Raw genomic sequence first — 13,010 nt, 5'->3', positions numbered from 1 at the left:
CACATTGCGCCATGCTCGTAAATTTCGGGTTAACCAACCACGGCGGAAGCGGTCTTCGCGCGATGGGTTACCCCGGACGGGCAGGCCGTGCGTCGGCGGGGACCTTGCCAGATTTCACGCCCCAACGCACGGGATGTTTTGCCACCCCACGGTTTGCGGGCTGTGATATATCGCCAAAAAGCCGAGCGGGGGCGTCAGACGATGATCGGCGAGGTTGCCTGAAGCAGCCAGCCCGCCACCTCCGGCTCCAAAAGCGGGGTCAGGGACTCGCGCACCCGGTCGTGGTAGGCGTTCAGCCAGGTGATCTCCTCCGGCGTCAGCAGGGTCGGCTCGATCAGGTTGCGGTCGATGGGGGCCAGCGTCAGCACCTCGAACCCCAGCATCGGCCGCTCCGCCATGGGCATGTCGAGCGGCTGGACGACGACCAGATTCTCGATGCGGATGCCGTAGGCGCCGGTCTTGTAGTAGCCGGGCTCGTTCGACAGGATCATGCCGGGCTGGAGCGCCACGCTGTTGCCGACCTTGGAGATGCGCTGCGGCCCCTCGTGCACCGACAGATAGCTGCCCACCCCGTGGCCGGTGCCGTGGTCGTAGTCCAGCCCCGCCATCCACAGCGGCAGCCGGGCCAGCGCGTCGAGCTGCGATCCGGTGGTGCCGCGGGGGAAGCGCGCGGTGCTGACCGCGATGTGGCCCTTCAGGACGAGGGTGTAGCGCTCCTTCATTTCCGGAGTCGGGGTGCCGATGGCGATGGTGCGCGTCACGTCCGTGGTGCCGTCCTGATACTGGGCGCCGCTGTCCAGCAGGAACAGGCTGCCCGGCTCCAGCCGGCGGTCGGTCGCCTCCGACACGCGGTAATGGACGATGGCGCCGTTCGGGCCGGCGCCGGAGATGGTCTCGAAGCTGAGGCCGCGGAACCGCTCGTTGCCGCGGCGGAAGGCGTACAGCCGCTCGGCCGCCGCAACCTCGGTGACGGTGCCCTTCGGCGCCTCCTGCGACAGCCAGTGCAGGAAGCGGACGAGCGAGGCCCCGTCGCGCTGGTGCGCGGCGCGGGCGCCGTTCAGCTCCGCCTCGTTCTTGCAGGCCTTGGGCAGCGCGCAGGGGTCCGCCTCCCGCACCACCGTGGCGCCGGCCCGGTGCAGCCGGTCGAAGATCCAGGCGGAGGTGGAGGCCGGGTCGGCCATCACCTTGCGCCCGCCCTGCCCCAGCGCGTCGAGCGCCGCGCCCAGCTCCTCCGGCCCGCGCACGGCGACCTCGTTGCCGAGATGCGCCTCCACGCCCGGCGCCAGCTTGCGGCGGTCGATGAACAGCTCCACCGCGCCGTCCTCCTTCAGGATCGCGAAGGACAGGGGCAGCGGCGTGCAGGGCACGTCGGCGCCGCGCAGGTTCAGAAGCCACGCGATGGAATCGGGCTGGGTCAGCACCACCGCGCCAGCGCCGGCCTTCGCCAGATCCCCGGCGATGCGCGCCCTCTTGTCGGCGGCGGAGGCGCCGGCGAAGGCCACGTCCTGCACCGTCACCGGGGCGAGCGGCGGCGGCGGCTGGTCCGGCCACACGGCGTCGAGCGGGTTGTCGGAACAGGGCACCAGGGCCAGACCGGCGCGCTCGAACTGCTGGCGGGTCTTTTCCACCCAGCCGGCGGTGTGCAGCCACGGGTCGTAACCGACGCGCCCGCCCTTGGGCAGCGCATCCGCCGCCCAGTCGACCAGAGGATCCTCGACGAAGTGCCTGTATTCATAGAGCGCCGACGGCACCTCCGCCTGGACCTGGAGGGTGTAGCGGCCGTCCACGAAAATCGCCGCGCGCTCCTGCCCGACCACCGCCTGGCCCGCCGAGCCGGTGAAGCCGGTCAGCCACGCCAGCCGCTGGGCGCGCGGAGGAACGTATTCGCCCTGATGCTCGTCGCCGCGCGGGACGATGAAGCCGTCCAGCTCGCGCCGCTTCAGCATGCCGCGCAGCGCGGCGAGGCGGGCGGCGGAATCGGTGTTGGCGGCAGCGGGAACGGAGGCCATCTCCGCCTTCAGCGCGCGGAGCCGGGTGGCCAGCTCTTCCGGCAGGTTTTCGCCGACCAGGACGAGCCACGCGTCGGGGTCCACCCCCTCCGGGGCGGCCAGCACGCCCCTCACCAGATCGCGGATCTCCGCGGGCGAGCGGGGGATGCCCGCCCGGCTCAGCAGTTGCGCCAAAGCTTCGTCGTGCGAAGCGCCCGTGGAGTGGTGCGCGCTGGACACGTGCCGTTTCCTCAAGTCCGGTAAAGCCGATGCGGACAGGCTAGGCAGGCCGGCTTCGGCGCGCAAGCGGGGGAAAGGGCATAGAAGCCCCGCCGCCGGAACGTCCTTTCGTCGAAAAATGCCCTTTTCCCCGTCCGGGAGGGCTTTGCAGCGCCGACGCGCACGGTTATGGTCCCGCGCGCGTCGCGGGCATGGACCGCCCCTGCCCGATTCGCCCGCAGTCCGATTCGCCCGTGCCCGTTCGCCCGGGCTCAGGTCCGTCATCCCCGGAGAGTGCCGATGATCCCCCGCTACACCCGCCCCGAAATGTCCCGCATCTGGGAGCCGGAGAACCGGTTCCGCATTTGGTTCGAGATCGAGGCGCACGCCTGCGACGCGCAGGCCCAGCTGGGGGTCATCCCGAAGGAGGCCGCCGCCGCCGTGTGGGAGCGCGGCAAGTGGGAGATCGACCGCATCGACGAGATCGAGCGGGAAACCCGCCACGACGTCATCGCCTTCCTGACCAACCTCGCCGAATATGTCGGTCCGGAGGCGCGCTTCGTCCACCAGGGCATGACCTCGTCGGACGTGCTGGACACCTGCCTCGCCGTGCAGATGACCCAGGCCGCCGACCTGCTGCTGGAGGACATGGACAAGCTGCTGGCCGTACTGAAGCGCCGCGCTTATGAGCACAAGAACACCGTCACCATCGGCCGCAGCCACGGCATCCACGCCGAGCCGACCACCTTCGGCCTGAAGCTGGCCGGCCACTACGCCGCCTTCGCCCGCGGGCGCGAGCGTCTGCTGGCGGCGCGCCAGGACATCGCAACCTGCGCCATCTCCGGCGCGGTCGGCACCTTCGCCAACATCGACCCGCACGTCGAGGAGTATGTCGCCGCCAAGATGGGCCTGACGCCGGAGCCGGTGTCCACCCAGGTGATCCCGCGCGACCGCCACGCCTTCTATTTCTCGGTGCTGGGCGTCATCGCCTCGTCCATCGAGAATCTCGCCACGGAAATCCGCCACCTGCAGCGCACCGAGGTGCGCGAGGCGGAGGAGTATTTCCATCCGGGTCAGAAGGGCTCGTCGGCCATGCCGCACAAGCGCAACCCGGTGCTGTCGGAGAACCTGACGGGCCTCGCCCGCATCGTCCGCTCCGCCGTCGTGCCGGCGCTGGAGAACGTGGCGCTGTGGCACGAGCGCGACATCTCCCACTCCTCGGTCGAGCGCATGATCGGCCCGGACGCCACCGTCACGCTGGACTTCGCGCTGGCCCGCCTGACCGGCATGATGGACAAGCTGGTCGTCTATCCGGAGCGCATGCAGAAGAACCTGGACGACCTGGGCGGGCTGGTCTTCTCGCAGCGCGTGCTGCTGGCGCTCACCCAGGCCGGGATGAGCCGCGAGGACAGCTACAAGGCGGTGCAGCGCAACGCCATGCAGGTGTGGGAAAAGGGCGGCAGCTTCCTCGACCTGCTGGCCGCCGACGCCGACGTGGCCAAGCACATCTCCCGCGACAAGCTGGAGCCCATGTTCAACATGGCCTACCACACCAAGCACGTCGACACGATCTTCAAGCGCGTGTTCGGCGAGTAAACGTCACAGAACCTTGATCGCGCCGCGGGCTGTGGTCCCGAAAAGGTCACAACCCGCAGGCGCCGTGTAAACGGCTTCGCAACCATCCGCACCCTAAACCATAGACCGGGGACATTGCTTCGGCAGTGCTATGGAATGGGGGGTTGCCGTGAAGCGTTCGATCGCGGCGGTGCTGGTAACCGGCATCGCCTTCGCCTTGCCCGCCGCCTTGCCTGCCACGGCGGCGGACAATCTGGTCCTGCGGCAGGATTTCCAGAGCGGACGGCTGGCCAGCGGGGTCCTGACGCCCTGCCACCGGCACGAAAACATCATCGCGGCCCGGAAGGGCGCCGGTCGCGACGGAACCTGGGCCGCGCGGCTGGAGGTGTTCCCCCGGGGGAAGGCCCCGGAACACTCCAAGCCCGAACCGGGCGACCGCCCGTCGCCCGCCTGCCTCGACCCCAAGGACCCGACCGCCGCCTATGAGGACGGCGAGACCGAACGCGCCGAGATGTGGGAGCCGTCGAAGGCCCGCCTGCCCTTCGGGACGGAGGTCTGGTACGGCTTCAGCATGCGCGTGGACGGCACGGTGCCGACGGACGACAACCGCCGGCTGGTGATCGGCCAGTGGAAGCAGACCGGCGGCAAGAGCCCCTTCCTGGCGCAACGCTTCGTCAACCGGAACTTCCACGTCACCTTCCAGCAGGACGCCCCGAACGGCAACGAGTGCCGCGTCCTGCTCGCCTACCAGAACGAGCCGGCGCCGCAGGCCGACAGCGTGGACCTGACCACCGGCGAGCCCTGCCAGACCGACGTGGTGGTGCAGCGCTTCGCCCCCCTGCCCTCGCCCTTCGAAGCCTGGACCGATCTGGTCTATCACGTGAAAGGCTCCGCCGGGACGGACGGCATCGTGGAGGTCTGGGCCAACGGCACGATGATCGCGCGGGCCATCGGCCGCATCGGCTACGCCAGCGCCGGCAAGCAGTATTTCAAGTTCGGCCCCTACCGGGACGAGGCCCCCTACAGCACCGCCGCGTCCATCGATTCCTTCACGCGCGGCATCGGCTTCGAAGAGGTCGCCACCGGCCTGAACCGCGGCGTCCAGGGCGAATTCGCCCAGGGCGAAGCGCGGAGCACGTTGGAGTAGTGGCCCCGGCCTGCCGCCGCGTTGCCCCCACCCTTCCCCCGCTTCGCAGGAGAGGGAAATTTAGTCCCCTCCACCGCCCAGCGGGGGAGGGTTAGGGAGGGGGCAATGCGCCCTGTTCTCAAACGAGAAAACGACAAAGGCCCGGCGCTCCCCGCACCGGGCCTTTTCTCATTCCTCACCAGACGTCCACCTTACTCCGCGTGCACCTGCTGGCGGGCGACGTCGAGCAGGCGCTCCAGCTCCCGTTCCACGCGGTGGTCGGAGATGTCGATGCCCTTGGCGTGCAGGTCGGAGGACAGGCGCTCGCGGATGTCGTGCGGGCCGGCCGAGCCGATGTCGGTGTCGATGATGTGGCGGACATAGGCGTCGGCCTCGGCCCCCGCCAAGCCCAGCAGATTGGCCGCCCACAGGCCGGCCAGCCGGTCACGGCGTGCACGAATCCTGAAGAGCAGGTCCTGATCGTGCTGGAACTTGTTTTCGAAGGCCCTCTCGCGCTCGTCGAAGGTCGTCATGGGGACCCAGGCTCCTTGGATTGGTTTTGCGCTCCCAGATACAAGACTATATAGCCGGTGCGCCGGGCATCGTCATCGCCCCAACCGCACCGTCCATTTGGCGGATCCGGCGTGCGGCGGCATACCCCTGAGGAAGGCGGAAGGCAAGGTTTCCCATGTGCAGCGTGATCCTCCTGCGACGACCGGACGCAACCTGGCCCCTGATCGTCGCCGCCAACCGGGATGAAATGGCCGGCCGACCCTGGCTGCCGCCGGGGCGCCACTGGCCGGACCGGCCGAACGTGGTCGCCGGCCTGGACGAGCTGGCCGGCGGGTCCTGGATGGGGCTGAACGACGAGGGGGTGGTGGCCGCCATCCTGAACCGCATGGGCACGCTGGGGCCGGAGGCCGGCAAGCGGTCGCGCGGGGAGCTGGTGCTGGAGGCGCTGGACCACGCCGACGCGGCGGAGGCGGCGCTGGCCCTGGCGCAGCTCGACACGCGGGCCTACCGGCCCTTCAACCTGCTGATCGCCGACAACCGCGACGCGCGGCTGATCGTCCACCGCGGCCCTTCCTCCCGCAACCGGCCGGAGGTGGTGGAGATTCCCGACGGCGTGCACATGATCACCGCGCTCGACCTGGACGACACCGACGACCCGCGCCAGGCGCAATATCTGCCCCTGTTCCGCCACGCCGCCCCGCCCGACCCGGATGCCGGCCCGAACAAGGACGGCTGGGGCGGCTGGCCGGACCTGCTGGCGAGCCGCATCTGGGACGGCGAGCGCGGGGAGCGCGGAGCCATGAACTTCCTGTTGCCGACCGGCTTCGGCACGGTGTCCAGCTCCCTGCTCGCCCTGCCCGCGGTCGACCGGCCGGAGCTGGATCCCGTCTGGCATTTCGCCGCCGGGCGGCCGCACGAGGCGCCGTTCACGCCCGTGGACCTGGAATGACGCTACTCCGGGCTGGGTCTCCCCCCGCTCATTGTGTTCCCTGGGCCAGCTTGCTATATCACTCGTGCATATCCCTGGACCGGTCACCGCCCGCCCAGGCTACACGTTTTTGGACGATCTCTCATGACACGACGCCGGCGCATCTATGAAGGCAAGGCGAAGGTCCTGTTCGAAGGGCCGGAGCCCGGCACCCTGGTGCAGTACTTCAAGGACGACGCGACCGCCTTCAACAACCAGAAGAAGGGCATCATCACCGGCAAAGGGGTGCTGAACAACCGCATCTCCGAATACCTGATGAGCCGCTTGTCGGAAATCGGCGTGCCCACGCATTTCGTTCGCCGCCTGAACATGCGCGAACAGCTGGTGCGCGAGGTCGAGATCATCCCCATCGAGCTGGTCGTGCGTAACGTCGCCGCCGGCTCGCTGTCCAAGCGCTTCGGCATCCCGGAGGGGACACCGCTGCCGCGCTCGATCATCGAATACTATTACAAGTCGGACGAGCTGAACGACCCCATGGTCACGGAGGAGCACATCACGGCCTTCGGCTGGGCGGCTCCGCAGGACCTGGACGACATGGTCGCGCTGTCGCTCCGCGTGAACGACTATCTGTCGGGCCTCTTCCTCGGCATCGGCCTGCGGCTGGTGGACTTCAAGCTGGAGTTCGGCCGCCTGTGGGAGAACGAGGAGATGCGCATCGTCCTGGCGGACGAGATCAGCCCCGACAACTGCCGCCTGTGGGACATCAAGACCAACGAGAAGCTGGACAAAGACCGCTTCCGCCAGGACCTCGGCAAGGTCGAGGAGGCGTACCAGGAGGTCGCGCGCCGGCTGGGCATCCTGCCGGAAGGCGGCCCGGTGGACGTCAAGGGTCCCAAGACGGTTCAGTAAGGCTGCGGTCCAGTAAGGCTGCGGTTCAGTAAGGCTGCGGTTCAGCAATCCACCCCCTCACCAATAAGCACATCAAGCGAGCGGACATCCGATGAAGGCGAAGGTTCACGTCACCCTCAAGCGCGGCGTTCTCGACCCCCAGGGCAAGGCCATCGCGCACGCGCTGCACACGCTGGGCTTCGACGGCGTCGAGGACGTCCGCGCCGGCAAGGTCATCGAGCTTCAGCTGAAGAGCACCGACGAAGCCACCGCCCGCAAGGAGGTGGAGGCCATGTGCAACAAGCTGCTCGCCAACACCGTCATCGAGGACTACGCGATCGAGCTGGTGGCGTAAGTCGACCATCCCCTCTCCCCTCCGGGGAGAGGGTTAGGGTGAGGGGGGCGAGCGTTGCCCAAGCTTCCGGTCCCCCGACATCCCCCTCACCCCGACCCTCTCCCCGCTTTCGGCGGACCAAAGGTCCGCCTGTCGCGTCAGCGCAAACTTCGTTTGCGCGTGAGCGGAGGGGAGAGGGAGTAGAGGGGTACAGTCATGAGCGTCGAACACCTCACCGCCCTTGATCCCATCTTCGCCGAATCGCTGCGCGTCGGCGGGCCGTTGGTTCGCGACTTCACGCGGCCGGGCGGCTTTTCCGGCCTGCTGCGCATCGTCATGGAGCAGCAGCTCTCCACCAAGGTCGCCGTGGCGCTGTGGGGCAAGCTCCAGGCCATGGTCGGCGCCGTCACGCCGGACAGCATCCTCGCCCTGTCGGACGAGGACCTGCGCGCTTGCGGCTTCTCCCGCCAGAAGATCGGCTACGCCCGCGGACTCGCCCAGGCGGTGGCGGACGGACGCTTCGACGTGGACGCCGTCGAGCGCCTGGAGGACGAGGAGGCCATCGCCGCGCTCGTCGAGCTGAAGGGCATCGGGCGCTGGACCGCCGAGATCTACCTGATGACCGCGATGGGCCGGCCGGACATCTGGCCGGTGGGCGACCTTGCCATCCAATTGGGCGTGCAGCGGCTGAAGGGCTGGGCGGAGAAGCCGACCCAGGCGCAGCTGATGGCCGTGGCCGAGCCCTGGCGCCCGCACCGCAGCCTTGCGGCCAAGCTCGTGTGGCACCACTATGTCGCCCTCCAGGATCAGGCCGTAAGGACCCGGAAGACGCCATGACCGACGTTGAGATTCGCGCCGTCCTCGTGGGCAAGGTCGCGCCCTTCGGCCCGGCGGGGCGCAGCAGCGCCATTGCCAAGACGCCGGTGGACAGCCCGCGCGCCGTGGGTCCGGACGGCTTCCTGGACGACGAGCAGGCCGACCGCGTGAACCACGGCGGACGGGACAAGGCGATCCACCACTACCCGCTGGACCACCACCCCGTCTGGCGGGAGGAGCTGGGCACCGCCGTGCCCCTGCTGGGCAATCCCGGCGCCTTCGGCGAGAACATCGCCACGCGCGACCTGACGGAGGCCGACGTCTGCATCGGCGACCGCTTCCGCGCCGGCGGCGTGGTGCTGGAGGTGGCGCAGGCCCGTCAGCCCTGCTGGAAGCTGAACCACCGCTTCGGCGTGCCCGACATGGCCAAGCGCGTCCAGACCACCGGGCGCACCGGCTGGTATTATCGCGTGCTGGAGACGGGCGAGATCGCCCCCGGCGACCGGCTGTCCCTGATCGACCGCCCGCACCCGCACTGGTCGCTCGCGCGGTTGTTGCACGTCCTCTATGTGGACACGATGAACCGCGACGCGCTGGCCGAGATGGCGGAGCTGTCCGTGCTGGCCCAGGGCTGGCGCACCCTCGCCGCCCGCCGCCTGGAACGCAACGCGGTGGAGGATTGGGACGGCCGCCTGAAGGGCAAAGAGTGACAATTCGTAGGTTGGGTTAAGCCGCAGGCGCAACCCAACATTCTCCCACAGCGGCAAGTGTTGGGTTTCAACCCAACCTACGGTGTTTGTCGTGAAAAGGACCGGTGCAGGACGACGGACGCCCCCAGCGCGACCACCGCCAGCGCGGCGGACAGCAGCAGGGCGGTGCCCTCCCCCGCCCGCTCGATGATGACGGCGTAGGCCATGGGCGCCAGGGCGGAGGCGTAGAAGCTCGGCGTGACGAGGCGCCCGACCGTGCTGCCGTAGGTGTGCGGGTCGAACAGGACCAGCGGCAGCGTGCCGCGCACGATGGTCAGCAGCCCGTTGCCCGCCCCGACCAGAAGCGCGAAGGCGACTCCGGCCGCGACCGACTGCCCGCTCAGCAGGCCGATGAGGAAGCTCGGCACCATCACCGCCCAGGCCAGCAGGGTCAGGCTGGTCGGGGGCAGGCGCGCGCCGAACAGCACCTCGCACAGCCGCGCGGAGGACTGGCCGATGCCGCGCAAGCTTGCGATCCACACCGCCGCCATCGGCGCGACGCCGAGCCCGGTGAGCAGCCCGATCAGGTGCGCCGACACGGCCGAGGCCAGCACGCTGGTCGCCGCGACGATCAGGGCGTAGAGCACCGGAGCACCGGCGTCGAACCCCGAACCGGGCGCGCGCGGCCGGCCGCTGTCCCGCGTGCCCGGTTCGGGGTTCGGCGCCGGGTCGCGCTGGTAGCGGGCCGACGGGATGGCGGCGTGCAGCGGGATGGTCAGCAGGGCGAAGACGGCGTAGGCACACAGCGCGCCGCGCCAGCCGAACCCGTCGGCCAGATACCGCCCGACCGGCCAGAGCGTCGTCGCGGCCAGCCCGCCCAGCAGCGTGATCTGCGAGATCGGCCGCCGCGCCTGCGGGCCGCCCAGCCGGGCCAACGCCGCGAAGGCCGCGTCGTACAGCGTCATCCGCATGGCGAGCCCCAGCACCAGCCAGGACGCGTAGTAGCCGACCAGCCCCGTCGAGGCCGCCAGCCCCAGGCAGCCGGCCGCCGACACCACCGACCCGGCGACCATCACGGGGCGCCCGCCCCAGCGGTCGATGGCCTTGCCGATGACGGTGGAGGTCAGCCCCATCACCATCAGCGCGGCCGTGAAGCCTCCATACGCCACCGTGAGGCTGACCCCCAGGTCGGCCGCCATGGCGTTCCCGAAGATCGCGATCAGGTAATAGGAAATCCCCCAGCACACGAGCTGCGACACGCCCAGGATCAGGACCAGCTTGCGGGTGATGTGCGGCATGGCGCCCCTGTTGGAAGCGGAGTGGTTGGAAGCGGAAGAGGTAGAAGCGGAAGACGCGCCACGATAGGCAGCGGGCCGGAGGCGGACAAACGACTTGTCTTCGGGCGACTGTTGAGAAAAACTCAACCATGCCGTCCCGCCTGCCTCCGCTGAACGCCCTGCGGGCCTTCGTCGCCGCCGCGCGCCATTCCAGCTTCCGCCTCGCCGCGGAGGAGCTGCACGTCACCCCCGGCGCGGTCAGCCGGCAGATCCGCACGCTGGAGGACTTTCTCGGCACCGCGCTGTTCGACCGCAGCCAGCGGCAGGTGCGGCTGACCGAGGTCGGGGCGCGCTATTTCACGCGGATCGCCGAGCTGTTCGCGGACATCCAGCACGCCACCGACACGGTCTTGGAGGGCAGCGGGCGGCGGACCGTCCATGTGGACTGCATCCCCACCTTCGCCATGCACTGGCTTCTGCCGCGCCTGCCGCAGTTCCAGCGCCGCTTTCCGGAGCTGGAGGTGTCGCTGTCCACGGCGCCGGAGACGATCGACCTGACGCGGCGCTTCGACTACGCCATCCGCCGCGACCCCGCCCACTTCGCCGGGCTGAAGCCCCTGCCCCTGATGCCGGAGCGCTGCGCCCCGGTGTGCAGCCCGTCGCTGCCGGGGCTGGCGTCGATCCGCAAGCCCGCCGACCTCACCGCCCAGACCATCATCACCATCCGCGCCCGCACCGACCTCTGGCCCGCCTGGTGCACCGCCCATGGGCTGGAGCTTCAGGCCTTCCGCAGCCGGATGGAGGTGGACCACACCTACTTTGCCATCCAGGCCGCCGAGGACGGGCTGGGCGTCGCGGTGGTGCCGCTGCTGTTCGTGGAACGCCCCCTGTCCACCGGGCGCCTGACGACTCCGCTGGGCTCCGAAAGCGTCGTTTCCGGCCATTATTACCTGCTGGAAAGCCGCCACCGCGGCCGCACCGACGCGCCGGAGTTCCGCGACTGGCTGGGCGAGCAGGCCGCCACGACGGCGAGATAACCCCCTCTCCCGCCCCGGGAGAGGGTGCCCGCCGCAAGGCGGGCGGGTGAGGGTCGCGCGAGGATCAGCGCCTTGATCCTTGCCGGCACCCTCACCCTTCCCACGCTGGCGCGTGGATCCCTTCCCTCTCCCGGGGCGGGAGAGGGCGTTCGGCATATGACTTGCAGCGGCATGGACAGGCCCGGACGCGGCCTGCCTGCTTTTTGCCCTGCCCGCGCGCAGTTTGCTTTCAAAAGCGGCGATTCAAAGCTTGCATAATTTTGCCTAATCTCGTATCAGTTTGCCCTCTTTTTGGGCATTCTGCTAAAGGTTTGGGCAAAATGGGTGCAGCGAAGACCGGCGGAGACGTTCTCTTCATCCTCATCGGCGCCGTGATGGTGCTGGCCATGCATTGCGGCTTCGCATTGCTGGAGGTCGGGACGGTCCGTGAGAAAAATCAGGTGAACGCGCTGGTGAAAATCCTCTCCGACTTCGCCATGTCGACCATCGCCTACTTCTTCGTGGGCTATGCGGTGGCCTATGGCGTGGACTTCTTCGCCGACGCCAAGACGCTGGTCGGCAAGGGCTCCGCCCTTGAAAATGGTGGCGGCTTTGCGGCCTACGGCTACGACCTCGTGAAGTTCTTCTTCCTGGCGACCTTCGCCGCCGCCGTGCCGGCCATCGTGTCGGGCGGCATCGCGGAGCGCGCGAAGTTCTGGCCGCAGGCCTGCGCGACACTGCTGCTGATCGCCTTCTTCTATCCGGCGCTGGAAGGCACGGTGTGGGGAACGCGGCTGGGCCTGCAGGATTGGATGACCGCCACCTTCGGCCAGCCCTTCCACGACTTCGCCGGGTCGGTCGTCGTGCACGCCTTCGGCGGCTGGGTGGCGCTGGGTGCCGTTCTGATGCTGGGCAACCGGCGCGGTCGCTACCGCCACAACGGCACGCTGGTCGCCATCCCGCCGTCGAACATCCCCTTCCTGGCGCTGGGCGCCTGGGTGCTGGCCGTGGGCTGGTTCGGCTTCAACGTGATGAGCGCGCAGACGCTGGACGGCGTGTCGGGTCTCGTCGCCATCAACTCGCTGATGGCGATGGTCGGCGGCATCGTCACCTCGCTGATCATCAGCCGCAACGATCCGGGCTTCGTGCACAACGGCGCGCTGGCCGGGCTGGTCGCGGTCTGCGCGGGGTCGGACGTGATGCACCCGCTGGGGGCGCTGATCACCGGCGGCCTTGCCGGCGTGCTGTTCGTCTGGGCCTTCAACAAGATCCAGATCGAGTGGAAGATCGACGACGTGCTGGGCGTGTGGCCGCTGCACGGCCTGTGCGGTCTGACCGGCGGCATCCTGGCCGGCGTCTTCGGGCAGGAGTCGCTGGGCGGCCTGGGCGGCGTGTCGCTGCCGGCGCAAGCGGTCGGCACGCTGGGCGGTGCCGGATTCGGCCTGTTCGCCGGCCTCCTGGTCTACGGCGTGCTGAAGAAGACCGTCGGCATCCGCCTGGACGCCGAGGAGGAGCACCGCGGCGCCGACCTGTCGCTGCACCAGATCAGCGCCTACCCCGAAGCGGACGCTCCGGCGCTGCGATAAGGGGCTCTTTCACCCTGAAACCGGGGTTGGAACCCTTGCTTTGCCGAGGCCGGGC

The 13,010-nt window shown here is 69.2% G+C and carries 12 protein-coding genes; 9 read left to right on the top strand and 3 right to left on the bottom strand.

Annotation, left to right across the window (positions count from 1 at the left end):
- Nucleotides 1-194: 194 nt before the first annotated feature.
- Nucleotides 195-2,228, bottom strand: coding sequence for a M24 family metallopeptidase (locus ACSVC7_RS03345; protein ID WP_448202586.1), 2,034 nt, complete (start codon nt 2,226-2,228; stop codon nt 195-197).
- A 279-nt stretch (nt 2,229-2,507) separates the two neighbouring features.
- On the opposite strand from ACSVC7_RS03345, the gene purB reads away from it, so the two are divergent.
- Both purB and ACSVC7_RS03335 read left to right on the top strand, forming a co-directional pair.
- Nucleotides 2,508-3,803 (top strand): adenylosuccinate lyase, encoded by a 1,296-nt coding sequence (gene purB, locus ACSVC7_RS03340; RefSeq protein WP_448202587.1) that lies wholly within the window; start codon nt 2,508-2,510, stop codon nt 3,801-3,803.
- 148 nt (nt 3,804-3,951) lie between these two features.
- Complete coding sequence (locus ACSVC7_RS03335; protein ID WP_448202588.1) at nt 3,952-4,929, top strand: heparin lyase I family protein; 978 nt, start codon at nt 3,952-3,954, stop codon at nt 4,927-4,929.
- A gap of 191 nt (nt 4,930-5,120) precedes the next feature.
- Here the strand turns inward: ACSVC7_RS03335 and ACSVC7_RS03330 are convergent, their stop codons facing one another.
- Nucleotides 5,121-5,441: a DUF1476 domain-containing protein gene (locus ACSVC7_RS03330; protein ID WP_448202589.1), complete on the bottom strand. Its 321-nt coding sequence runs from the start codon at nt 5,439-5,441 to the stop codon at nt 5,121-5,123.
- A gap of 155 nt (nt 5,442-5,596) precedes the next feature.
- Here ACSVC7_RS03330 and ACSVC7_RS03325 point away from each other — a divergent pair, with 155 nt between their 5' ends.
- The 5 genes from ACSVC7_RS03325 to ACSVC7_RS03305 all read left to right on the top strand — a co-directional run bounded on the left by ACSVC7_RS03325 (nt 5,597) and on the right by ACSVC7_RS03305 (nt 9,097).
- Nucleotides 5,597-6,370, top strand: coding sequence for an NRDE family protein (locus ACSVC7_RS03325; protein WP_448202590.1), 774 nt, complete (start codon nt 5,597-5,599; stop codon nt 6,368-6,370).
- 123 nt (nt 6,371-6,493) lie between these two features.
- Nucleotides 6,494-7,258: a phosphoribosylaminoimidazolesuccinocarboxamide synthase gene (gene purC, locus ACSVC7_RS03320; RefSeq protein WP_209766300.1), complete on the top strand. Its 765-nt coding sequence runs from the start codon at nt 6,494-6,496 to the stop codon at nt 7,256-7,258.
- Nucleotides 7,259-7,349: 91 nt separating this feature from the next.
- Nucleotides 7,350-7,592: a phosphoribosylformylglycinamidine synthase subunit PurS gene (purS, locus tag ACSVC7_RS03315; protein ID WP_448202591.1), complete on the top strand. Its 243-nt coding sequence runs from the start codon at nt 7,350-7,352 to the stop codon at nt 7,590-7,592.
- 195 nt (nt 7,593-7,787) lie between these two features.
- Nucleotides 7,788-8,408: a DNA-3-methyladenine glycosylase family protein gene (locus ACSVC7_RS03310; RefSeq protein WP_448202592.1), complete on the top strand. Its 621-nt coding sequence runs from the start codon at nt 7,788-7,790 to the stop codon at nt 8,406-8,408.
- Nucleotides 8,405-9,097, top strand: a complete 693-nt coding sequence (locus ACSVC7_RS03305) for an MOSC domain-containing protein (protein WP_448202593.1) — start codon at nt 8,405-8,407, stop codon at nt 9,095-9,097. Before ACSVC7_RS03310 ends, ACSVC7_RS03305 begins: the two co-directional genes overlap by 4 nt.
- A gap of 77 nt (nt 9,098-9,174) precedes the next feature.
- On the opposite strand, the gene ACSVC7_RS03300 is transcribed toward ACSVC7_RS03305, so the two are convergent.
- On the bottom strand, nt 9,175-10,374 hold the full coding sequence (locus ACSVC7_RS03300) for an MFS transporter (RefSeq protein WP_448202594.1): 1,200 nt from the start codon (nt 10,372-10,374) through the stop codon (nt 9,175-9,177).
- A 128-nt stretch (nt 10,375-10,502) separates the two neighbouring features.
- Here ACSVC7_RS03300 and ACSVC7_RS03295 point away from each other — a divergent pair, with 128 nt between their 5' ends.
- Nucleotides 10,503-11,390, top strand: coding sequence for a LysR substrate-binding domain-containing protein (locus ACSVC7_RS03295; RefSeq protein ID WP_448202595.1), 888 nt, complete (start codon nt 10,503-10,505; stop codon nt 11,388-11,390).
- A 320-nt stretch (nt 11,391-11,710) separates the two neighbouring features.
- Nucleotides 11,711-12,955, top strand: coding sequence for an ammonium transporter (locus ACSVC7_RS03290; protein ID WP_448202596.1), 1,245 nt, complete (start codon nt 11,711-11,713; stop codon nt 12,953-12,955).
- The last annotated feature ends 55 nt before the right edge of the window (nt 12,956-13,010 follow it).

This window comes from Azospirillum mesophilum, assembly GCF_053470405.2.
Note: the sequence above shows the minus strand (reverse complement) of the source record. Positions and strands in the feature narration are given on the sequence as shown.

Bases quoted from the DNA above. Each gene is read 5' to 3' on its own strand.
- purB (WP_448202587.1), top strand. From the start codon at position 2,508: ATGATCCCCCGCTACACCCGCCCCGAAATGTCCCGCATCTGGGAGCCG.
- ACSVC7_RS03330 (WP_448202589.1), bottom strand. From the start codon at position 5,441: ATGACGACCTTCGACGAGCGCGAGAGGGCCTTCGAAAACAAGTTCCAG.
- ACSVC7_RS03325 (WP_448202590.1), top strand. From the start codon at position 5,597: ATGTGCAGCGTGATCCTCCTGCGACGACCGGACGCAACCTGGCCCCTG.
- purC (WP_209766300.1), top strand. From the start codon at position 6,494: ATGACACGACGCCGGCGCATCTATGAAGGCAAGGCGAAGGTCCTGTTC.
- purS (WP_448202591.1), top strand. From the start codon at position 7,350: ATGAAGGCGAAGGTTCACGTCACCCTCAAGCGCGGCGTTCTCGACCCC.
- ACSVC7_RS03310 (WP_448202592.1), top strand. From the start codon at position 7,788: ATGAGCGTCGAACACCTCACCGCCCTTGATCCCATCTTCGCCGAATCG.
- ACSVC7_RS03305 (WP_448202593.1), top strand. From the start codon at position 8,405: ATGACCGACGTTGAGATTCGCGCCGTCCTCGTGGGCAAGGTCGCGCCC.
- ACSVC7_RS03300 (WP_448202594.1), bottom strand. From the start codon at position 10,374: ATGCCGCACATCACCCGCAAGCTGGTCCTGATCCTGGGCGTGTCGCAG.
- ACSVC7_RS03295 (WP_448202595.1), top strand. From the start codon at position 10,503: ATGCCGTCCCGCCTGCCTCCGCTGAACGCCCTGCGGGCCTTCGTCGCC.
- ACSVC7_RS03290 (WP_448202596.1), top strand. From the start codon at position 11,711: ATGGGTGCAGCGAAGACCGGCGGAGACGTTCTCTTCATCCTCATCGGC.